The organism is Chitinophaga skermanii, assembly GCF_003259335.1.
GTDB classification, from domain to species: domain Bacteria; phylum Bacteroidota; class Bacteroidia; order Chitinophagales; family Chitinophagaceae; genus Chitinophaga; species Chitinophaga skermanii.
Genome location: NZ_QLLL01000005.1, coordinates 79,460 through 102,682, shown reverse-complemented (window position 1 = coordinate 102,682; position 23,223 = coordinate 79,460). Strand labels below are relative to the sequence as shown.

The following is a 23,223-nucleotide window of genomic DNA, read 5'->3' as shown; positions in this document are numbered from 1 at the left end:
CTTTTCCAAAAATAAAAATGAACAATTGTTGCATATTCCTAGTTGTTCTCATGCCTACTTTTATGATAAATATCATGTAAACGCAAGCAGGCTTTACATTTTCTTAACATTCATTTAGATTAATTTTAACGTAACCTAGTGCAAAAAAATATAACATTCGTGTCATCCCTTAACTTGTTTTTTGCAATCATTCCTTTGATTGCGGCAAGCCTGGGCAATAGAACCCTACTTACATTTGCTTCATAAAACCCTTTTTAATATGCAATACAGAACATTAGGAAAAACAGGCGAAAAATTATCCGCCATTGGTCTTGGCTGCATGGGGATGGCCTTCGCTTATGGTGAACGTGATGACGTGGAATCGCAAGCTACGCTTGAGTTAGCCCTCGACCTTGGTATTAACTTCTGGGATACAGCAGATATGTACGGCAATGGCCTGAATGAACAACAATTAGCTCCCTTATTAAAATCGAACCGTGATAAAATTTTCTTAGCTACAAAATTCGGATTCCGAATGAAAGAAGATGGTAGCGGTACTTATTTTGATGGTCGCCCAGCATACATTAAACAGGCGGTAGATGCCAGTTTACAACGTTTAGGTATCGATACCATCGACTTGTATTATGCGCACCGTGTAGATCAAAATGTACCAATAGAAGAAACAGTTGGTGCCATGGCAGATTTAGTAAAAGCCGGTAAAGTACGCTACCTGGGGTTATCCGAAGCATCTGCCACCAGTTTGAAGAAAGCATACGCTGTACATCCCATAGCCGCGTTACAGTCGGAATATTCGCTGTATACCCGCGATGTGGAAAACAACAACGTTCTCGCAACTGCCCGCGAATTAGGTATTACACTTGTACCTTATAGCCCGTTAGGTCGTGGTGTACTTACTAGCTCAGTAAAAAGCTTGAACGATTTATCGGAAAACGATTGGCGTCGCAATTTGCCTCGCTTCCAAGCAGGGAACTTCGAGAAAAACTTGGAGATTGTACATGGTTTGGAAAACATCGCGAAAGACAAAAACATCACTTTGCCACAGTTATCGCTGGCTTGGTTATTAGCACAAGGAGAAGATATTATTCCCATCCCTGGCACCAAACGACGCAAGTACTTACAAGAAAATGCGGCAGCCGTGGATGTGCAATTATCTACTGCCGATGTGCAAAATATCAATACCCTCATGAAAAACTATACCGTAGAAGGCGAACGCTATACGGAAGGTTCCATGAAACTTATTGATCAAAACTAATTACACACTACTGCTATAAAAATAGCCCCCAAAGCCCCTTTTTAGGGGCTATTTTTTGTTATTCCTTCCTTATTTTTTACTAAGTATTAGAATTTTTAACAAATTTTTACCATTTTGCGCCCTTAACACTTATAATTCTAACATAATGTTTAGACGTATTTACCTAACTATTGCCTTGCTGGTAGCAAGCACAGCGTTGTTCGCATCATCAAAAGATTCGGTTACTTTAACACCGGAAGAACAACAATTCGTTGATTCCATTCAAAAAACTTTCACTTTCCAAAACGGTGTTATTGCCTTAGAAAACAATAAAATCGAACTAAACGTACCAAAAGGTTTCGTATTCCTCGATGCCAAGCAATCTAAACGTTTATTGGTGGATCTCTGGGGCAATCCTCCTGCTTCTGCCGAAGGTGTATTGGGCATGATTATGCGCGAAGGTACCGGCGCATTCGACGACCATAAATATGTATTCACTATTTCGTACGAACATGATGGCCACGTTAAAGACGATGATGCTGCCAAAATTGATTACGACGATTTATTGAAACAGATGAAGGAAAGTACCAAGGAAAACAATGAAGCCCGCGTGAAAGAAGGATACCCAACTATCGAATTAATCGGCTGGGCGCAAAAACCTTATTACGATCACGATAAAAAGATCTTGCACTGGGCAAAAGAATTGAAATTCGGTGCCGAAGAACGTTCCCATACACTGAACTACGACGTACGTGTACTCGGCCGCGAAGGTGTATTATCCCTCACTGCTATCGGTACAATGGATGAATTGAAAACCATCAACGAAGACATTCCGCATATCTTAGATATCGCCTACTTCACAAAAGAAAATACTTATGCCGATTTCGATCCAAAAGTAGACCAAGTAGCTGCATGGACGATCGGTGGTTTGATTGCCGGTAAAGTATTAGCGAAAGCCGGTTTCTTCGCATTGATTATGAAGTTCCTTATAGCGGGCTGGAAATTCATTGCGCTTGGCTTTATCGCATTATTTGCTGCTATTCGTAGAATATTCCAACGTAAAAAGGAACAAGCTTATAGCACTCCTTCTTCCGAAGAAGAAACAGTAAGCGAACCAGCGGCTATTGAAGCTCCTGGAGAAGCTACTGTTGCGGAAGAAACGCCTTCAGCATCTTCAACCACAGAAGATGAACAACCGAAAGCTTAATTTTAACTTCCAGTTAACTGATGAATGCCGTTCTTTATGGAACGGCATTTTTTATGCCCCGTCATTCATTCCCTAACGATCAACCACATGAAACAAACTATCTTAATCGCCCTGCTGGTATTGCACTTTAGCAATCCTTCCCAAGCACAACAACAACCTAACTTCAAACAAATTACCACTACTTTAGAACAAGCTTACGAACGCGATCAATCTATCCGCGAGCGTTTTGCTAAAACACCAATGAATACGCCCGAATATAAAATTGTGCGCGATTCATTGAGGTACATCGATTCCACTAACCAAGCCATTGTATTTCCCATCTTGGAACAATATAATTGGCTAAAAAGCAACGTTACGTCTAAGAACGCCAGTGCTGCTTTTTATTACGTTATTCAACATGCCGAACTACCCGCGCAAATCAAGTATGCTCGCTACATGGATGAAGCCTACAAGGCCAAAGAAATTAGTCACTTAGATTATGCTCGTTTTGTAGATCGTCTCCTATTCCGCCAAGGCAAATTCCAGCGCTATGGCCTTCAACAAGCGTCGGACCCACTCGGCAATGTATACTGCTACCCCATGAAAAATATCGAAGAAGTGAATAAACAACGTGCTTCATTAGGCTTCGGGAAAGTGGAAGATGATGTTACTGCCGGTAGCATTGTAATGGCTCCTGGTGTTGAGCAATTAACGCATCCAAATGTGTTTATCGGCCACGTATCGAACGATAGCAATTTTAAAGAACCAGCAGAAAATGTGGAAATACTGTTGAATGGTACAGTTATCGGGAAAACGAATGCAAAAGGGTTTGTGTATATCGCACTCGAACGACCCTATAACGAAGAGGTAACGTTAACAATTCAGCGTGGTGCGAAGTCGCAAAATTTTGTATTAAAAGGTGAGAAGGATTTCTTTGAATATTGGGGTGTATTTAAACCATAACGCATAAAAAAAGGTCTCTATGATGTAGAGACCTTTTTACTTTTATTTTGCTTTGTAACCCCAATCCTGGAGCCACTTCAGTACTTTATCTTTATAATCTCCTTGGATGATAATAAAACCATCTTTCACACTACCGCCCGTACCACATTTCGTTTTCAATTCTTTACCCAATTTCTCCAAGTCTTCATCTTTACCCACAAAACCATCTACCAACGTTACTACTTTACCCGCTCTTTGCTTTGTATCGAGCTTCACACGTAGTTGTTGTTGGTTCGGTGCTAGGGTTTCTACGACCTCGTCTTGTTCGTCGTCATACGGCTTAAAGTTCGGATCGGTTGAAAATACGATACCATTGTTGTTGTTTTTCTTCTTGCTCATAATAGTAGGTTTTGAGGTGCTAAGGAATAATTACGTCGATAGCCGCCGGCACTATTTTGAATGCTACTTCGCCCGGGGTGCTAAGAACGGCCGCATCGCCATCCACCTGTAGACAATTGAGTTGTTGCCCTTTCACGTGAATTTGTTCGCCGGTGAAGTGTTGCATGTATTTACTTTTATTGATGGTACCGCGCAACGAATGAATACTTAAAGGTAATAATCCCCAGAAGTTAATAGGCGGCACTACACAAACATCCAATTTACCATCGAACACACTAGCATCTGGAGCCAGTTTGAATTCGTACCCAAACTGGTTGCCATTGGCAACGGTTAGCAAAAATGCTTCACGTTTGGATTGTTGCTTATCGGAAGTGATATTATACTGATCGGCTACGTAGTTTTTGAAGCTACTAATAACAAGGCGGGCATAATTGATTAAGCCACGCTTTTTAGAGTGTTGGAATTTATCGGCAATTACCGCATCAAAACCCACGCCTGCATTACTTAAAAACAAATGCTCATTCGCATAACCCACGTCCATTCGCTGGCGTTTGTTATCAACGATAATTTGGAAGGCTGCCGCTGTGTTTAAAGGAATTTTGAGTGCGCGTGCCAGGCCGTTACCACTGCCTAACGGGATAATGGCTAAAGCAGTATTGCTTCCTACTAAACCTTGCGCTATTTCGTTAATAGAACCATCGCCACCCACCGCTACCACTGTGTCTACATTCGCTTTCACAGCATCGCGGGCCAGGTCGGCACCATGCCCTAAGTATTGTAAATAGGTTATCTCCACAGAAAACCGGTCCTTGGGTAAATGTTTTTCTATTACCCCTTGGATACTTTTCTCGCGGTCGGTACCGGCTTTTTTATTAATAATAACTAGAATCTTTCTCAAGAGCATTCGCATTTTCGAACTTAGTGAATCACCGCTTTCAGGCTTAAATCTAAGCTAACAGCGTGGTGAATAATTGCGCCAACGGAAATGTAATCCACGCCGGTTGCGGCATAAGATACAATATTATCTATAGTTATACCACCACTTGCTTCTGTTTCATATTTCCCGTTAATAACTTGTAGGGCTTCTTTGATTTGATCGGGGGTGAAGTTGTCGAGCATAATACGGTGTACTTTGCCCACCGCCATAACCTCTTGTACATCTTGAAGGTTACGGGTTTCTACTTCAATTTTCAAATTTAGGTGCTTCTCTTGCAGGTATGCTACTGTTTTATTAACAGCTGCCGTAATCCCGCCACAAAAATCGATATGGTTATCTTTTAACATCACCATATCGTATAATCCCATGCGGTGATTAACAGCACCACCAATTCTTACGGCTTCTTTTTCGAGCATCCGGAAGTTGGGAGTTGTTTTTCTTGTATCGAGTAGACGTGCATGGTAGCCTTGTAATTTATCGGTATATGTTTTTGCCAGCGTAGCAATACCACTCATTCTTTGCATACAGTTCAATACGAGTCGTTCTCCCATGAGTAAGGCATGTACGCTTGCTTTTACTTCAAAGGCAAGGTCACCTACTTGCATGGCATCGCCATCCTTTTTATAAGGGGTGAAAACGGTATGTGGATCAAGGTGAAGGAAAATTGCTTTGGCTACTTCCATACCGGCGAGGATGCCAGCTTCTTTGATTTTTAGTACGGCTGTACCTTGTGCATCAACTGGGATGCTAGCCAAAGTACTATGGTCGCCGTTGCCGATATCTTCTGCTAATGCTGCGGTAATGAAGGCTTCTAATGCTGCTGCTGGTAACATGGTGTTATCTATATTAAAATTCCTTGCGTTGTAAAATTAGGTTCGATGTGTAAAATTCGGCTTATCCGTGAGTATTGCCAAAAAATAAAAATGCCCCGCATGTTGCGAGGCACTTATAATATTGCTTTGCCTATTGTTATTTTGTTTCGAACCTGAGTTTATCAAGCACGGTATTATTCCCTTTCTTTTGTAAGAAGAAAGATGTGCGGTAATTACCCCCGGAGGTTGTCATATTACCAATCCCAAATCGAGATCCACCGCCGGTAGCTTCACCTTGGTGAATCAATTCGAAAGATTTTACTTGGTTTTTGCTGAAAAAATCTTTGAGAATGATTTCAGCTTGCGCCTTGCTGTACGAGTTCGATTTGCCCATCATGTTGATCTCAACGTTATTATCGAGGTAACGGGACAATCCATTTGTGTCGCCCTGTTTCAACGCACCCACTACGTCTTCGAACGGACCCGCTCCTAACGTAAAAGCCATCAAAACAGCACCCAGCACGAACGTGCTCAGCACAAACATTAACTTTTTCATGTCCTTTGTTTGTTTATAAAGAATATACTTTTTACCAACTTGAAATCGCGCGAAAACTATGCCAAACACATGGCAGCCAAGGAAATCCCACAATCGTGCTATGTAATTCAAGCCGCAAATTATAAAACATTTAAAATATATGAAATAATCTCAAGGCATGCAAGATAGGATAGGCATTAGACGTTTTTTAAACATTCATATAAATTTTGGAAGAACGTTTAACTCACTGGGGATAATTATTTATTTTCACAACCTCAATTAATTGATTTACCGTAAAAACACGGGTATTGTATGGAACAGAAAAGAGCTATATTAATTATCATGGATGGTTGGGGACTAGGGAAAGTTCCTACCGCGGATGCTATTGCACATGCTAAAACACCTTTCGTTAGCGCATTATATCATCAATATCCTCATAGCACGCTTGTCACCTGCGGTGAAGCCGTGGGCTTGCCAGACGGTCAAATGGGTAACTCCGAAGTTGGGCACCTTAACTTAGGAGCAGGCCGTATCGTGTACCAAGAATTACAACGCATTAACGTTGCCATCAGAACAGGTGAATTGGCTCAAAACCCAGTTCTCTTAAATACGCTACAATACGCGAAAGAAAATAATAAAGCTTTACACCTCATCGGTCTTGTGAGCGATGGCGGCGTTCACTCGCATATAAATCATCTGAAAGCCCTTACCACAATTGCACAGCAACAAGGTCTTTCTAATGTTTTCATCCACGCTTTCACCGATGGTAGAGATACCGATCCGAAAAGTGGTTTAGGCTACTTGGAAGATTTACAACAACACCTCGCGCAAAGCACCGGTCGAATTGCTAGCATTACAGGTCGCTACTATGCAATGGACCGCGATAAACGTTGGGAAAGGGTAAAACTCGCTTACGATGCACTCGTTCGCGGCGTTGGTACGCCTACACAACAGCCACTCGTTGCCGTAAAAGCATCTTATGCAGAGGGTGTTACAGATGAATTCATCAAACCTATTATCACTGTAAACGAAAACAACCAGCCAATCGCCACTATCCAAAATGGCGATGCTGTATTATGCTTCAACTTTAGAACAGACCGCTGCCGCGAAATCACGGAGGTATTAACTCAACAAGACTTCCCAGATTTCGAAATGCACCCGCTGAACTTACATTATACCACCATGACCGAATACGATAAATCGTTCCACGGCGTATCGGTGATCTTCGAAAACGACAACCTGGAAAAAACCATGGGTGAAGTGCTGGCAGAAAACGGCAAAACACAGATCCGTATGGCGGAAACCGAAAAATACCCGCACGTATCATTCTTCTTTAGCGGTGGCCGCGAGAAAGAATTCAACGGCGAGAAAAGAATGCTAGTAGCATCTCCCAAAGTAGCTACCTACGACTTACAGCCGGAAATGAGCGCCAATGAATTGGCCGACGAGTTAGTACCTGAATTGAACGCTAAAACAGCCGATTTCATCGTATTGAACTTCGCGAATGCCGACATGGTTGGGCATACCGGTGTATGGCCGGCCGTAATTAAAGCCGTAGAAACAGTAGATGATTGCGTACGCCGCGTAGTAACTGCTGCTTTGGCAAACGACTACCGCGTGTTCTTAACAGCAGACCATGGTAATGCTGATTTCATGTTAAATGAAGATGGTAGCCCTAACACAGCACACTCGCTGAACTTAGTGCCATTCTTCGTGATCAGTAACGACTATAAAGGCGCTGTAAAAGATGGCAAATTGGGTGACGTAGCGCCTACTATCTTGCATTTTATGGGACTACCCATTCCGAAAGAAATGACAGGTAACGTGCTTGTGTAAAGCATACCGCATAATTGTACGGGCCTTCTCGCTAAGCGGGAAGGCTTTTTTATTTCTTTTCTCTCCCCAACTGTAACATTTCACCGCAGCACCCCGTTTAACGATCACCACAGCATGCGCAAATACTTCGCAGTCGAACACTGCCCATGTACCCGCGCATGTCTATTCCTAACGAACAATTGCATTCAACATAATTGCCTGTAAAGGTGCAAGCTTTTTTTTAGTGCTCTCGACAGATTTGCTCATGCATCAGATGCGCTGTTTTTACAGCGCATTATTATTTACATACGGTTGACACCGCCAGCACCAAAATGCTTAATTTTGCCACATGAAATTATACGTTTGGTTTGTTTCCATTAGCTCGGTTATCATGATGGCTTCCTGCCAACAACAAACGCAAGTCGCCGGTAATGCCTCTCCATATAAATCGCTCAAACAAATCTTCCAACACGAAATCGCCTCATTACAAAAGGCCGACCTCGTACTGAAGGAAGAAGCGGAATTAAACGGTCAGAAAGATGGCAATATGCAAGCCCGTCGCTCGAGCGATACAGCCCTTTTGCAATATCTTTTTAAGCCATTCATGGATGCAGATATTACTAAGCCTTCACTGGCAGGTCAATACTCCGTTAACACCATCGCGAATGAATTCACTGGCGATACCACGTTTATCTACCTCGCCAAAGGCAATCAAACACGCCCAAAAGAAATCATTCTCAACGTAGATAAATCTGGACTACTCGTAAGTGCTAGGATTTCTTCTACGATCAAAAATCTTATCTACGAACACAATCAGAACTTAGAATACGACAAGCAAAAGGTAGCCCGCATTTACACCACTCAAAAAGTGATGTTGCTGAAGCCTACCGAAATGCAAGTAACCGTTCGCTTTGAAGGAGGTAAATAATGACGGCAGCTGAGTTTCAAACATTATCACATACGTTGCCTACGCAAGCCGGTATTTACAAATACTACGGTGAAGATGGCGAGTTGTTGTACGTGGGCAAAGCCAAGAACCTACGCAAGCGCGTAAGCTCTTACTTCGTAAAAAACCACGATAACTTCAAAACCCGGAAACTGGTAGACACCATCCACCACTTCGAATTCACAATCGTGGATTCTGAACAGGATGCCTTCCTGCTGGAAAATGCACTTATTAAACAATTCAGGCCGAAATACAACATTGATTTAAAGGACGATAAAACATATCCTTTTATCGTAATTAAACACGAACCGTTTCCCCGGGTGTTCTTAACACGCCGGTATATTAAGGATGGCTCGGAGTACCTAGGCCCATTTACAAGCGTGCAACGTGTACGCGAACTGCTGGAAGTCATCAAGTATAACATTCCTTTACGTACTTGCAACCTCAACCTCAGTGAGCAGAACATCAAAAAAGGAAAGTTCAAAGTTTGCTTGGAATACCACTTAGGGAATTGTAAAGGTCCTTGCGAAGGACTACAAACTCTCGAAGATTACCGAGAAGAACTACAACAAGTCAAAGATATCTTACGGGGCAACTTATCGCCCGTACTGAACCAATTCAAAACCCAAATGCAGGAACATTCCATGAACCTCGAGTTTGAAAAAGCTGAGATCATGCGCAAGAAAATAGAAAGCCTGCAAGAATACCAAGTACGCTCTACAATCGTTAGTACCCGTATCGGCCATGTAGATGTGTTCAGCATTCTTACCGACGGCGAACATGCCTATGTGAACTACCTTCGTGTATTACACGGCACTATTTCCGATACCAAAACAGTTACCCTCGAGAAAAAGCTCGAAGAATCTGACGAAGAGGTACTGGCATATGCTGTAGCTTATCTGCGCGAGGTGTTTAATAGTCGCTGTAAAGAAATTGTACTCCCCTTCCCTATCGAATTCCCGGAAGAGGACGTTACGATTACTATTCCAAAAGGCGGCGATAAAAAGAAACTACTCGACTTGTCGATCAAAAACGTGAACTACTTTAAAGACGAACTTCATCGCAAGAAAATCCTTCACCTCGAAGGCAAAAGCGATATGGAACGTAAGAAAGTACTTTATCAACTACAAGCCGACTTGGAACTAGTAGAACTGCCTACGCACATCGAATGTTTCGATAACTCGAACTTCCAAGGAGCATACCCTGTATCTGCTTGCGTGGTATTTAAAGAAGGGGTGGCGTCAAAGAAAGATTACAGGCATTTTAATATTAAAACCGTGCAAGGTATTAACGACTTTGCCTCTATGACCGAAGTAGTACACCGTCGTTATAGCCGTTTATTAGCCGAACAACAGCCCTTACCTCAATTAGTCATTATAGATGGTGGTAAAGGTCAACTCGGCGCCGCCATGGAAAGCATTCGCAACCTGGGTTTAATTGGCAGTATGACGGTAATTGGTTTAGCGAAGAACGAAGAAGAAATCTTCTTCCCTGGAGATAAGGATAGTATTAAACTTCCTTTTGATAGTGAGAGTTTAAAATTAATTCGTCGTATTCGTGACGAGGTACACCGGTTTGGTATTACCTTCCACCGTTTAAAGCGTAGTAAAGGCACTTTTAAAAACGAATTAGAATCGATTAAAGGGATTGGTGAATCTACAGCAACCCAATTACTCAAAACCTTCCGTTCTGTTGCAAAAGTAAAAGCCCTTACTCTCGACGAGCTAACTACAGAAGTGGGTGCAGCAAAAGCGAAGTTAGTATTTGAACATTTTCATCCAACGAACAACGCTTCAAAAGATGCGTAACGTGATGACGAATGAATATGAGAAAAAGAAAGAAAAGGCTAACGGTAGAAAATAATAAAGACAAGATAAAAAATAGGAGCCCGGGTAAAAAACCGGGCTCTTTCCCCAAGTTAACCATTAAAAGACACAGATATATTCTTTAACCGTTTCCGGTGATTATACACATTTTAAAAGCTGCACACGCCTCACTTTCCAAGCATCGCTACACATGCTTTGTGCGCTTTGACATTACTAAAATACCACAGGGATTGTAATGAGGATGTTAACCATATGTTATTGAGATGAAGAATTTCATAAAGACATGCAATTCAATTCTTAAGCATTTAACCTATCGCAGCGATCTAAATATCCCTCATCTACGTTTACACGATGTTACGAGTTTTGACTGCGGTGGTAGGGCCATATGGAGTTTCCCAAATATGATTGATATATCAATTAAATTTTGACTGATTGTATTACACGCAATATGCCAAGAATGCTAACAGGATGTGAATACTAATTGATGTGGCTTTAACAACGCTTAATATATAGAGAGTAAAATTTCGGGGAGAGATCGTTGTTCGTCGTATTGGGAATACCAAGTACGCACAAACGACAAACATGGCGTGTATATAAAAGCAAGAAGCACCACTTGCGGTGGTGCTTCTTGTAAATATTTTATCCCTACTAGTATTGCCAGAGATCTTGTTCTTTGTTAAAGATTTTGTCTTTAATGGCTTGTCCTTCGAGCAGGCGCATTACGCCATCTTTAATATAATCTTTGATCTCGCGGTTGTATGGGTTCTTTTCTTTGATTACATAACTGGTGTAGAAACGCATTTCGAAAAGATCTTCCCAGCTCATAGTAGCGGCATCGTTGTTTTGGTTATATACATCGAAGCGAGCTAAGATGGGGCGCATATCGGGGTAATATACCCAGAATAACGGTACTGATGCACGTAAGCTACCATCTTCATTCAAGCGGGCTACCATTGGCGCTAAACCAAGGATACGCACTTTTAAAGCAGAGGCTTCTTTATCGAATACCCAGATCTCTCTTACTTTGTATTGTTTGATGGTTTCAGGGTTGAATTCATCCCTTGTGGTCACCATTTTCTCTTCACCTGTTACAGGGTCGATGCTACGAACAGTCTTTTCTTCGCCGGTTAATTTAGTCATAATCTCTTGATATGACATAGTAGTAGTGAAGCGATCGTCGATTGGGTTGAAGGCTTCTACTTCTTTGTTTTTAATGGCGCTTAAAAGGATGTTGATGAACAATTGGTTGATACCGTTTTCATCTTCCACGTTGTATTGGAATGGAAGGTTCATTTTTTCACGGATATCAATGATTTGCCAAACTTCTTTTTCCCAGAATTCGTCATCTTCACGAATGTGGTCGTATTGGATTGGCACGCGTTCTTTGTTCGCATTTTTCGCAGTAATACCATTTACTCTTAATGACACACGTGGTGTATCTGCCACCATTGCTGCTGGAGCGGGCGCAGCAGGCGTTGGAGGAGGGGCAGTAACAGCATTGCCTGTGGCAGGGTTTGTTACGCCAGCATCGCCAGCACCTTGATTTTGAGTTGTTGAAGTAGGTCTATTGTTCCTACTTCTTCTCTGCGCATTCACATCAGCTATCGCGATGAGGGCGATACCTAAGGTGATTAAAGCAAATTTTTTAGTTATTACTGCTCGCATAGCCCAGTAATTAAAGTTTTATTAATTGATCTTAAATGTAATAGACTGCATATCGCGTACTCTACCATCCGGACCTTTTACGCGGATGTTATCGAAGTAAACGAGGTCACCAGATTTAAGCGCTTTGATAGCACCGGCTAATTTTGGTGGGAAGAAAGCAGAGTTAGCAGATTCTTCAGCGAAGTCTCTACCTTTTGCATCGATACCCATCAAGTAGCTGATTACTTCGTAACGAACACCTTCGAATTCGAAGTTTTCTAAATCGGCTCTTAAACCTTGTTGTACTTTAAACTCAGCAGATTTCATGTTTGGACCTTTGTTAAAGCCCACTTTCATGACAGGATCTGGGATGTATTTTACACGGAATTCTTTCTGACCTACGTTCACAGTTTTACCTTGGTGGTTAGCTGTAACGTTGATCGTTACTTTTGGTGCAGAACCGTTTACGTTCACAGTGTAGTGACCAGCGCTGTTTTTAGTGATTGAACCACCACCTGAGATAGTAGCATTTACACTTTCAGCAGGATAACCAGCAGCAGTGATCGACAATGGGTTTGGTAAACCAACGTAGAACAAGTTCATTTTATCAGCAGAAATAGAAGTGGCAGAAGCACCAACGTTATAAGTTTCGTTGAAGTTTTGCGTTACTACTTCACCGTTTGGTTTAGTCAACTGGATAGTACCAGAGATTGATTTTTCACCAATACCGGCTGCTGTTGCAGAGAATTTACCGATACCATTTGTAACTGGGATAGTTGTACCACCTACAGTGATCGTTGGCGTAGCTGTGCTGCTGTATGCACCGATCATGATCTGTGCTTCAACAGTTTGGCCTTCCATCAAGTTTTTCGAGTTCAAAGAAACGAATGCTTGCATTTGATCGAAAGTGATATCGTTTTCGTGAATTTGTTTTAATAAGTCTTCAACGATAATTGCTTCCGAGTTACGGATATCGTTTTGGAATTTAGATAACAAAGTGATGGCAGCGATAGCTGGTACATCTACGAAGTGGTAAGCTGTCCAATCTTTCTTTACCGGGCCTTGTGTTGCTTCTTTAGGAAGATCAAGTTTCAACGGAAGAGAAGTTGTGAATTCAGCTTTCTTTCCATCGCTCACATTGGCCAAAAGAGCAGCTCTTAAACCTTCTAGTTTCTTCTGTAATTCTGCGCCACGACCTTGGTTTTGCATGATATTAGAAGAAGCGTTTAATTCGCCTTTGTTTACCAATTCACCTTTATCTGAACCATCAGCCAACACTTTAATTTCAGTTTTGATCGACTCTAAGTATTTCACCATTGCAGCTGCATCGGCTTTTACTTTATCGGCTTTTTCTTTAAAAGGACCCACTTTAGCTGGATCGATACCGAGTTGTTTTTCAAAAACTTTGTAAGAGTTGCTGTTTTTAGTTTCTAATGTTGTGTTTGACGTAACGATAGAGTTGTTTACAATATCGAAAGCGTTCAAGATTTCGGCAGATACGTTTAATGCTAGCATCGCCGTGAGAACCAGGTACATGAAGTTAATCATCTTCTGCCTGGGATCTTTAGGTAGTGCCATAGTATTTTAATGATTTGAAATGAATGTCTTGTTGTTCGTTCAAAAAATAACTATGTGCGACTATTTACCTTGCATAGCTGTCAACATGTTACCATAAATGGTATTCAAGTTGCCGAGGTTTTTAGCCAATAAAGAGATTTGCTCTTGTGTTTTCTTAGCATCTTCAGCACTGCTTGACATCGCTTGTGAAGCGCTCAATAAGTTGCTGTAGAAACCGTTCATGGCTTTCAAGTGGTTGTTAGTATCTTGTAATTCCAATTCGTAAATAGCATTCAATGAAGCTAAGTTTTTAGTCATTGATTGTACTTGCTCGTGGAAGTTACGCGTAGATTCTGAAGCTGAGTTAAATGTTGAAACAGCAGCAGCAGCATTCGCATAGGTTTGAGTTAAAGAACCGATTGCGTTTGCAGCTTCTTTGGTTTTAGCTGTGTAATCGCCTGTTACAGCCACCACATCGCTGATGTCTTTCATTTTGTCGACTGTATTGCCCAACTTCGAGAAGTTTTCGCTCAAGCGTTTCAAGTTTGTAGGAGTGATATCAGCTTCTTCCAACATTTTGTCGAGGCCAGCAACATTACCGCTAGCAGCAACAGTTACAGTGGCAGCAGCAGGAGCGTGATCATCTGGTACGAATGCGTACACTAAGAAGATCAAAGCTTCTGTTAACAAACCAACCATCAAAGCGATATCGGCGCCTTTCCAGTGCAAAATTTTAAATAATGCACCAACAATTACGATTGAAGCAGCGATACATACAAAAAAATTAAGCCATTTCGCTGTTTTAGGATTCATAGCCATAGGTCAAAATTTTAGTTTAAAAAACTAGTGAATTTAAGGTTAAAAATTATGAGTATAGTTTAAATAGGTGCTTCGTTATTTGCCATTCCATGCATTCATCTTATGGCTATTAGTATTTATCTTTTCGTTCCGAAATCATTCTTAGAACGGCTCAAGAACGCGATCGTACAACGGAAACCAACATAAGATTTAGCACTATCTTGGTATTCATATGCACGTGTACCGTTTTGTAAGAAGTGACCGATATCTTTCCAAGAACCGCCGCGAATTACTTTACGCTTCATTTTTGGAGGTGCGTTATCTGGAATATCCATACGCAAATAAGGGTTCATATCTGATGTAAACGAGTACGCATTTTGGTAGTAGATATCTTGCGTCCATTCAGCAACGTTACCGGCCATGTTATATAAACCGTAATCGTTCGGGAAATAAGCATCTGCACGTACCGTGTAGAAACCACCATCATCTGGATAGTTACCTCTACCCGGTTTGAAGTTCGCCATCAAACAACCTTTTTTGTTGCGGATGTACAAACCACCCCATGGGTATGGCGCTTGTTCTCTACCGCCGCGAGCAGCGTATTCCCATTGTGCTTCTGAAGGCAATTGGAATTTATCTTCCGTGAATAAGTTCTTGCTTCTTCTATAGTCTTCCCAGAACCTAGAACGCCATTCGCAAAATGCATTCGCTTGGTGCCATGTTACGCCAACAACCGGGTAGTTATCGAACGCAGGATGCCAGAAATACATACGGGTCATCGGTTCATTGTAAGCATACGAGAAATCCCTGATCCAACATAAAGTATCGGGATAAATAGCAACGTCTTTACGTTCAATGAAGTTTGAGCGAGATTTGTCTTTATTCTCTAACAACTTCGCTTTGTCGAAGTTGAAGGTTTCTGCGTGGTATTTAAGCTTGCGAATGTCAATCTCTTTACGACCATACAAACGATCTTCCGGCGCAAAGATGATAGCATCTAACTGCTCCACCACTGCTGGATCTTTCCAGTTAATCTTTTGTTTCCAGTCGATGAAATCTGTTCCATCAACATTCTTTACGTGCCCCAACAAGATGTGCGCAATCGAGTCTTTCACCCATTCTACGAACTGGCGATACTCGTTGTTCGTAATCTCCGTAGCATCCATATAGAAGCCCGAAATAGAGATCGATTTGTTGCGCGCCGTAAACGCATAGTTTACGTCTTCATCGCTGGGACCCATGTGAAATGTACCAGAGGGTACATACACCATTCCGATAGGTACGGGTGGATAATACTTAGGCCTTGGACTAACACCAATCAATTGGCCCTGTGCATTTTTGGGGGTTTTACTACCACCGCAACCTGCAAGCAGCACTAACAGTATAGCCAACAGCCCTTTTAAATAATTAAGCTTCATAAGGGTGACTTTCATTAGAATATGTTTTTCTATAAACCGGCCAGATGCCCGCAGCACCTTTATAGTCACACTCCTCACCTGGTTGTTGATATGAAAGATAGCAAATGTAATAATTAATTTTAATCCGTAGTTACTTTTTACCCAACTTTTTCAAGCTGATAGGGATAACCCCGGTAACCATTTTAAACGTAATTTTTAACATTTTATTATACAATCACAGCAAATTTGTTTGAACCGATATGCAAGGTACAATATTCCTATAATAAATTAATAATTTCTTTTATATAATCGACAGGCTTAATACAATGATAATCCTTGCAAAGGTATACTAAGGTACGCCCAGCCTGCATCCTATCGGCTAAAAGCGGATATTTAGGTTGATCGGATTTTGCGCCTAGCAATACTTTAAAGGGTATATAACAGTTATAAGCTTCCTTCATACGTGTAATATATGCTTCTCCTACAATCGCGATTTCGGCTGTTCCATGCAATAATTGCAACATTTGATTTGCCCATACACCAAACGACGTAGGGTACCTGGTTATTGTTTGAGATAAGCGCGAAATCATCTCGATTCCTTGTTTTTGATAGCTTTTATTATCAAATACAATCGAAAGGTACAGAAGGTTCTGCGCCATGATGGCATTCCCACTCGGCGTAGCCCCATCGTAAATCTCTTTCTTTCTGACAATTACATCATTCTGCGCATGGTCCGTGTAGTAAAAGAACGTTTGGGTTTCATCGGCAAAGTGCTCATTCGTATATTTTACCAAGGCATCCGCCCTATCAAAATACCCCAAATCACCCGTTACCTCCTGCAATGCTATCAACGCACGAATCAAATAAGCATAATCATCTACGAAAGCCGGGTATTTCGCCGTTTTCTCTTTGTAAGTATGATGTAGCGCCACCTCGCTCCCACTTTGCTTAAAGTAGGCAAATACGGCCTCCATGGCTGTTACAGCCATTTGCTTGTAGCTGTCTTCTTGCAGCACAGCCGCGGCTTTGCTTATTGCATGTATCATTAAGGCATTCCAACCTAGTAAAATCTTATCGTCAAGCCCTGGGCGAATACGGTGGCTGCGCTCGGCTAAAAGTATAGCACGACTAGCAGTTAAACTATTACTTACCAAGGTTTCGTCCATGCCTTTGGTTGCACAGAACTGTTTCAAGGGTTGTTGTACCCATAAAATGTTCTGCTCTTCCCAGTTACCTTCTTCGGTTACATCATAGTACTCGCAGAATAACTGTGCATCTTCAGCCGGCAATAAGGCATCTATTTCAGCTTTCTGCCAAGTGTAGAACTTTCCTTCCACGCCTTCCGAGTCGGCGTCCAATGCAGCATAAAACAAGCCATCAGGCGACATCATTTCGCGTTTAATGAACTGGATGGTATGCGCTATCGTTTGGGCATATACTTCATTACCCGTGATTTGGTACGCTTCACACAGCACATCGATCAATAATGCATTGTCGTACAGCATTTTCTCGAAATGGGGGATCAACCAACGATCGTCGGTAGCATAACGGGCAAAACCGCCACCTAATTGATCATACAGGCCACCTTGTAGCATTTTATCCAAGGATAATAGGGCTTGGTCGAGGGCTTCTTGATCTTTATAAAGATGGTAATAACGGAGTAAGTATTGAATATTAAATGAACCTGGGAATTTCGGGGCACGGCCAAAGCCACCCCATTCTTTATCTGCTTGCTTCAGCAGGTTCTCTTTAATGGTATCTATTTGCTGCTTGGTGAACAACTCTTCTTTCGGGATAGCCGCGTCGATGGGCGACGATTGCATGCCGAATTGGTTGGCCTGGTGCAGGTGTTGTGTTAGGTTGTCGGCCTGTTGTTCCAGCTCTTCCCGCTTGGTTTGAAACGCGTCGTTGATGGCGTTCAATACTTCCGTCCACGAAGGACGGTTATAGGCTTTAACGGGGGGAAAATAGGTACCACCGTAAAAGGGTTGTTTATTGGGTAGCAGGAAAACGTTTAGTGGCCAGCCGCCTTGGCCTGTCATAGCTTGTACGGCATCCATGTAAATATGATCGAGATCGGGGCGCTCTTCGCGGTCGATTTTGATATTAATAAAGTGTTCGTTCATGATGCGTGCGGTGGCTTCATCTTCGAAGCTTTCGCGTTCCATCACGTGACACCAATGGCAAGCGGCGTAGCCGATGCTAACGAGTATGGGCTTATTTTCTGCGACTGCCTTGTTCAAAGCTTCTTCGCCCCATGGGTACCAGTTTACTGGGTTATGGGCGTGTTGAAGTAAATATGGGCTCGTTTCGTGAACGAGGTTGTTAGTATGATTAGGCATGGTATTCAATTACAGCTAAGGGAGATGCAAATGTAGTATGCATACAAGAAAAATGGGCAACCGTTTTAATAACGACTGCCCATGCAAGTAAGTTTATTTTATCGGAATAATTCCGAATTATTTTTTGTTTAAATCCGCGAGGAATTTCTCCAATGCAGCCACCATGGAAGGTGCTTGCGGAGCGGGTGCTTTAAGATCTAACCTAAGTCCTGCTTCTTCTACAGCGGCCGAGGTAGTTGGACCGAATGCACCGATATGCGTACCGTTCTGTTTGAACTTCGGCATGTTTTCGAACAAAGATTTAACACCAGAAGGGCTAAAGAACACGATCATATCGTAGTTCGTAGCAGCCAGGATTTCCTTTACATCGTTTGAAACAGTTTTGTAGAGGGAAGCGGTGGCATACTCGCTCTTGTTGGTTTTCAACCATTCTTCGATATCCTTTTTCTGGCTGTCGGAGCTAGGGAAAAGGAATTTCTCATTTTCACGATGCTTATTCATTACCTCCAGCAAACTTTTCGTAGAGCCATCGGCCCCGTAGAAAACTTTACGCTTACGGTAAAGAATAAACTTTTGCAAGTACAGTGCAACAGCTTCTGTAATACAAAAGTATTTACAATCCTGGGAAACCTTGATTTTCAACTCTTCGCATACTCTAAAGAAGTGGTCTACTGCATTTCTACTGGTAAAAATCACCGCCGTGTAAGCTAAAATATCAATCTTTTGTTTCCTGAACTCTTTTCCCGGTACGCCTTCAACCCTAATGAAAGGATGAAAGTCTAAACGCACATTAAATTTCTTCGCTAGGTCGAAATATGGGGACTTTTCTGTTTCAGGCTTAGGTTGGGAAATTAGGATTGACAGTTGTTGTTTCACTTGCAAATCTTTTTTTGGCCCGCCTTTTATCATACTTTAATTTGCTCTTGTTAACCAAATTAAGCTAAACTGGAATGCCAGTTTTACCCGTTAACTATTCTCAATAATGCCTTAATAATTATTAATACCGGCACAACTTCGAATGCGCAAAGGTAAAGAAAAAAATGCAATTTACTAAACGCCAAATGCTGTTTCACTAAAGAATATGACCTTACATAACGGTATCCAACCATTAACACGATGAAGAATAAAGAAATATATAAGCCAATTTTCGCAAGATCATCACTACAAAAAGCCAATATCACAAGGAAAGGCACCAAAACAATTCCTAACACCTTGTTAATCAAGTATAAAATAAAAACGTAGGCATCTATCAAGTCAGCACTGCCAAATAACCATCCACAAAACCTTAGTACTACGTACTTTACGGCGTAAATCAATCCTACCAACAACATTAACCCTGGAATTAACATCCATTTAATCTCGTCGTTGATATAATCAAGCCTGTACATCAGTAAGTAAATGTAAAAGCCAAGGGTAATCACCCAAAAGAAGTTCAGTAAAAAGTTCGGGAAAGGCGATTGCGATAACTGGTCTTTCAACTGGCGTTGGCTCAGTGTTGGATTTAGAAAGGCTCTAAATAAGTCACCGAAAAACTTCAAATACGATACCCTAAATATTCCCAGCAGTAGTAAAATACCCCCTACTACGTACACCAACCAATCGTCTTGTTGGTCGGGGCGCGATTGACTAATATCGTTTACCGGGGTTTCGTCGAGGTGTTTGAAGTAGGTATTCCATTTTTTTAGGGAATCGATGGTAATATCGTACTGGCTGCGTTGCGGGATTTTAGGTACCAATGCCGCCGAATCCACCATCCGCTTGGTTGTATCAGTAACAGTAGCAGGCTTTATGGTATTGCTTACAGGCTTCGGCTTGTGTTGCGAAGAATCTGCTTTAACTTTGGCGGGCGTAACAGGAGCTACGCGTTTGGGCGCCGGCTTGGAAACTGCGCCGGTATCCACCTGCGCAATAGCTGTAAAATGTGTTAGAATTAAAACGACGATGATCCAAATTCGCACCATAAAATATTTTAGCACTGCAACGAAACTTGTTCCTAAAAATTTAAGCAAAACTCATATGTATTTCTGAGGTTTGCAAATATATTATACCGATTATTTATTATCGCTTCATGGCTGGCATTTATATCCATATTCCATTTTGCAAGAAAGCTTGTCATTATTGCAACTTCCACTTCTCTACCACAACGTATTACCGCGACGAGATGTTAGAAGCTATCAATAAAGAACTGGTGCTCCAACAAAGCTACCTGCACAATCAAACAATCCACACCATTTATTTTGGTGGTGGCACTCCTAGCATACTGCCGGCAGGCGCTATTCAAACGTTGCTGCAAACCATCCGGGAACACTACAACGTTGCACCTAGCCCAGAAATTACACTTGAAGCTAATCCCGACGATCTTTTGCCTGGGAAATTACAAGAATTATTTGATGCTGGCATCAATCGTTTAAGTATTGGTGTGCAATCTTTTTTTGAAGACGACCTACAATGGATGAACCGTGCACATAATGCCGACCAAGCTTTGCGTTGTTTACAAGATGCCCAGCGTATTGGGTTTTCAAACATCAGCATCGACCTTATTTACGGTGGCCCCACATTAACGGACGAAGCATGGAAGCAAAATGTACACCAAGCTTTTGCGCTCAACATACCTCACCTCTCCTGTTATGCCCTAACAGTTGAGCCCGGTACGGCTTTAGATCATTTTATTAATAAGAAAAAAATCCCTGCTATTGATCCCGACAAAGCAGCGAAGCATTTTGAAATGTTAATGAATTGGGTGGAAGAAGCCGGTTATGAACATTACGAAATCAGTAATTACGCCAAACCCGGTATGCATTCACAACATAATAGCAGCTATTGGAAAGGTATGCCTTATTTAGGAGTAGGCCCCTCGGCACATTCATATGATGGGAATAGTCGCCAATGGAACGTGGCTAATAATCAACTGTACATGCAATCTATCCGCCAGGATACCGTACCTGCTGAAGTTGAAACCCTCAGCCCTGCTATGAAGTTCAACGAGTACATGATGATTTCATTACGCACCTCACGTGGTACCGACCTTGCCTATATCTCCGAACACTTCGGTGAAGCCCTTCGCCTCGATATAGAAACCGGCAGCAAACCCTTCATCACCAAAGGCTGGATGACTACCGACGGCCATTTTTTACGCCTTACCAAAGAAGGCAAATTCTTTGCAGATGGTATTGCCGCAGAATTTTTTATGGAAGATTAAAGCAACATGAACCGAGCACTTGCCTTAAAAAATATGTAACGAGCCAGGAGTTTCCCGCTTAACCCCTTGGTATGTCAAATGTACGGTTTAGCGCTGCGGTTGAACAGGCATCGTGAAATGGTTATGCCCAATTTTCAAAATTATAGCAGGCATTACACCATCACTAAAAATAAGATCGTAGGTATGTTATAAAAACATCAAAAATATATCAGCAACATTGGGATAATATTGAACAAACATTAGAAGACCATTGGAAGACCATTAGGAGATATTATAAAACACGCTGCGATAAATAGCGAAACTTAGCATTTATTCGTAAAAATCATACAAAAGACAACCACAACATTCCATTTGCGACAAAAACACCCTTTTAAAGTAATACTATATTAACAACTGTATTTTTGAATAGTTGGAGTGGAAGTAAGTGAAAGACTACTCTTATCAAACAACTACTAATCAATACATTAGAACAAGAGCTTTAAGTTTAGTGCCGCGTTTAATGCAACTGCTTGCAAAATAGGCAACTTGCCAGCATACAATAAAAATCCCCAGCTTGCTGGCAAACCGGGGATATAGAAAGTTATTATAAACAAGCTTAGATCAAACCTTTCTCCAACGCCATGAAAGCCTCGCCGGCATTTTCTTGCTCCCATAAAATACTATATACAGCTTGTGCAATGGGCATAATAGCGCCTACAGATTCGTTTACGCCGCGGATAGATTTGCAGGCGTAATATCCTTCGGCAATCATGTTTAACTCCAATTGCGCCGCTTTTACACTATAGCCTTTACCGATCATGTTGCCGAAAGTACGGTTGCGGCTGTGGAGGGAATAGCAGGTAACGAGCAAATCGCCGAGGTAGGCGCTGGCATTGTAGTTATGCACAGTAGGTGTACCGCCAAGCGGGGTTTGGTGTTGTTCGTATTTCTCCAGGAACTCTTGCATTTCGCGGAAGCAGTTCGTGATGTATACGCTGAGGAAGTTATCGCCATACTCCAAACCATGAGCAATACCGGCACCGAGTGCATAAATATTCTTCAGCACGGCCGCGAATTGAACACCTAGCACGTCTTGGTTAACGATCGTTTGGAGATTATTATTGGTAAAGAAATCTGCGATCACTTGGGTTTGATCTTGATCAATACCACTGAAGGTGAGGTAAGAAAGCTTTTCATTAGCCACCTCTTCAGCATGACAAGGCCCCGTGATGGTGAAATATTGCTCGACAGGCAAGTTGAACTGCTGTAACAAGTACTCGTTGATGAGGATATTTTCCGGTGCTACTAAGCCTTTGATAGCCGATACCACCTTCTTCCCTACCAACGCATCGGCCGGCAATTGTTTCAGCACATCTTTCAAAAAGGCAGAAGGAACGGATAGAATCACGATATCGCTTTCACGTACAATGTTAGTTACATCGTGTTGCAAGTTCAATAATGCCGTATCAAAATACACCGAGGTGAGGTAGTGTTTATTATGATGACGGGCTTGCATATGACGGATTGTGTCCTCATTGCGGATCCACCAGTTGACGTGGTGACCGTTATCGGTTAAGATTTTTGCTAGAGCTGTCGACCAGCTTCCGCTTCCGAGTAAACCAATTTTATTACCCATAACGCTACGAGATCAATAAATTTTTGTGCAATGTAATTAATA

The 23,223-nt window shown here is 41.9% G+C and carries 19 protein-coding genes; 7 read left to right on the top strand and 12 right to left on the bottom strand.

The genetic code is table 11. The features are described 5' to 3' along the window. Window positions 1-259: 259 nt before the first annotated feature. From LX64_RS13685 to LX64_RS13675, 3 genes are all read left to right on the top strand, one after another. A complete protein-coding gene (locus tag LX64_RS13685) occupies window positions 260-1,252 on the top strand; it encodes an aldo/keto reductase (protein ID WP_111598242.1) in 993 nt (330 codons plus the stop codon). A gap of 145 nt (window positions 1,253-1,397) precedes the next feature. Then, window positions 1,398-2,438 carry a DUF2167 domain-containing protein gene (locus tag LX64_RS13680; protein WP_111598241.1) on the top strand — a complete coding sequence of 347 codons (1,041 nt, stop codon included), beginning with the start codon at window positions 1,398-1,400 and terminating at the stop codon, window positions 2,436-2,438. 87 nt (window positions 2,439-2,525) lie between these two features. Further along, on the top strand, window positions 2,526-3,380 hold the full coding sequence (locus LX64_RS13675) for a DUF6624 domain-containing protein (RefSeq protein ID WP_111598240.1): 855 nt from the start codon (window positions 2,526-2,528) through the stop codon (window positions 3,378-3,380). A 42-nt stretch (window positions 3,381-3,422) separates the two neighbouring features. On the opposite strand, the gene LX64_RS13670 is transcribed toward LX64_RS13675, so the two are convergent. The 4 genes from LX64_RS13670 to LX64_RS13655 form a co-directional block, all read right to left on the bottom strand. Next, window positions 3,423-3,758 carry a translation initiation factor gene (locus tag LX64_RS13670; RefSeq protein ID WP_111598239.1) on the bottom strand — a complete coding sequence of 112 codons (336 nt, stop codon included), beginning with the start codon at window positions 3,756-3,758 and terminating at the stop codon, window positions 3,423-3,425. Between the two features lie 19 nt (window positions 3,759-3,777). Continuing rightward, on the bottom strand, window positions 3,778-4,656 hold the full coding sequence (locus LX64_RS13665; protein ID WP_158538618.1) for a diacylglycerol/lipid kinase family protein: 879 nt from the start codon (window positions 4,654-4,656) through the stop codon (window positions 3,778-3,780). 20 nt (window positions 4,657-4,676) lie between these two features. Further along, window positions 4,677-5,528 carry a carboxylating nicotinate-nucleotide diphosphorylase gene (gene nadC / locus LX64_RS13660; protein WP_111598237.1) on the bottom strand — a complete coding sequence of 284 codons (852 nt, stop codon included), beginning with the start codon at window positions 5,526-5,528 and terminating at the stop codon, window positions 4,677-4,679. Window positions 5,529-5,664: 136 nt separating this feature from the next. Beyond that, window positions 5,665-6,063, bottom strand: coding sequence for a DUF4783 domain-containing protein (locus tag LX64_RS13655; protein WP_111598236.1), 399 nt, complete (start codon window positions 6,061-6,063; stop codon window positions 5,665-5,667). 291 nt (window positions 6,064-6,354) lie between these two features. Here LX64_RS13655 and gpmI point away from each other — a divergent pair, with 291 nt between their 5' ends. The 3 genes from gpmI (at window position 6,355) to uvrC (ending at window position 10,611) form a co-directional block, all read left to right on the top strand. Further along, complete coding sequence (gene gpmI / locus LX64_RS13650) at window positions 6,355-7,878, top strand: 2,3-bisphosphoglycerate-independent phosphoglycerate mutase (protein ID WP_111598235.1); 1,524 nt, start codon at window positions 6,355-6,357, stop codon at window positions 7,876-7,878. A gap of 328 nt (window positions 7,879-8,206) precedes the next feature. Next, window positions 8,207-8,785, top strand: coding sequence for a hypothetical protein (locus LX64_RS13645; RefSeq protein WP_111598234.1), 579 nt, complete (start codon window positions 8,207-8,209; stop codon window positions 8,783-8,785). Next, window positions 8,785-10,611 (top strand): excinuclease ABC subunit UvrC, encoded by a 1,827-nt coding sequence (gene uvrC / locus LX64_RS13640; RefSeq protein WP_111598233.1) that lies wholly within the window; start codon window positions 8,785-8,787, stop codon window positions 10,609-10,611. Before LX64_RS13645 ends, uvrC begins: the two co-directional genes overlap by 1 nt. 666 nt (window positions 10,612-11,277) lie before the next feature. Here uvrC and porN read toward each other — a convergent pair. The 7 genes from porN to LX64_RS13605 form a co-directional block, all read right to left on the bottom strand. Next, window positions 11,278-12,294 carry a type IX secretion system ring subunit PorN/GldN gene (gene porN / locus LX64_RS13635; RefSeq protein WP_111598232.1) on the bottom strand — a complete coding sequence of 339 codons (1,017 nt, stop codon included), beginning with the start codon at window positions 12,292-12,294 and terminating at the stop codon, window positions 11,278-11,280. A gap of 21 nt (window positions 12,295-12,315) precedes the next feature. Next, a complete protein-coding gene (gene porM / locus LX64_RS13630) occupies window positions 12,316-13,851 on the bottom strand; it encodes a type IX secretion system motor protein PorM/GldM (RefSeq protein ID WP_111598231.1) in 1,536 nt (511 codons plus the stop codon). Window positions 13,852-13,911: 60 nt separating this feature from the next. Next, the gene (gene porL, locus LX64_RS13625) at window positions 13,912-14,649 is read right to left on the bottom strand and encodes a type IX secretion system motor protein PorL/GldL (protein WP_111598230.1); all 738 of its coding nucleotides are present in this window, start codon (window positions 14,647-14,649) and stop codon (window positions 13,912-13,914) included. A 116-nt stretch (window positions 14,650-14,765) separates the two neighbouring features. After that, on the bottom strand, window positions 14,766-16,061 hold the full coding sequence (gene porK / locus LX64_RS13620; RefSeq protein ID WP_245952667.1) for a T9SS ring complex lipoprotein PorK/GldK: 1,296 nt from the start codon (window positions 16,059-16,061) through the stop codon (window positions 14,766-14,768). A 242-nt stretch (window positions 16,062-16,303) separates the two neighbouring features. Further along, entirely contained in the window at window positions 16,304-18,367 is a 2,064-nt protein-coding gene (locus tag LX64_RS13615) for a thioredoxin domain-containing protein (RefSeq protein WP_111598228.1), read from the bottom strand. A gap of 117 nt (window positions 18,368-18,484) precedes the next feature. After that, window positions 18,485-19,243 (bottom strand): uroporphyrinogen-III synthase, encoded by a 759-nt coding sequence (locus LX64_RS13610; RefSeq protein WP_245952659.1) that lies wholly within the window; start codon window positions 19,241-19,243, stop codon window positions 18,485-18,487. Between the two features lie 83 nt (window positions 19,244-19,326). After that, a complete protein-coding gene (locus LX64_RS13605; RefSeq protein ID WP_111598227.1) occupies window positions 19,327-20,328 on the bottom strand; it encodes a DUF4271 domain-containing protein in 1,002 nt (333 codons plus the stop codon). A 107-nt stretch (window positions 20,329-20,435) separates the two neighbouring features. Between LX64_RS13605 and hemW the strand changes: the two genes are divergently transcribed. Continuing rightward, window positions 20,436-21,566 carry a radical SAM family heme chaperone HemW gene (gene hemW / locus LX64_RS13600; RefSeq protein ID WP_111598226.1) on the top strand — a complete coding sequence of 377 codons (1,131 nt, stop codon included), beginning with the start codon at window positions 20,436-20,438 and terminating at the stop codon, window positions 21,564-21,566. Between the two features lie 595 nt (window positions 21,567-22,161). On the opposite strand, the gene LX64_RS13595 is transcribed toward hemW, so the two are convergent. After that, on the bottom strand, window positions 22,162-23,181 hold the full coding sequence (locus LX64_RS13595; RefSeq protein ID WP_111598225.1) for an NAD(P)H-dependent glycerol-3-phosphate dehydrogenase: 1,020 nt from the start codon (window positions 23,179-23,181) through the stop codon (window positions 22,162-22,164). Window positions 23,182-23,223: the final 42 nt, after the last annotated feature.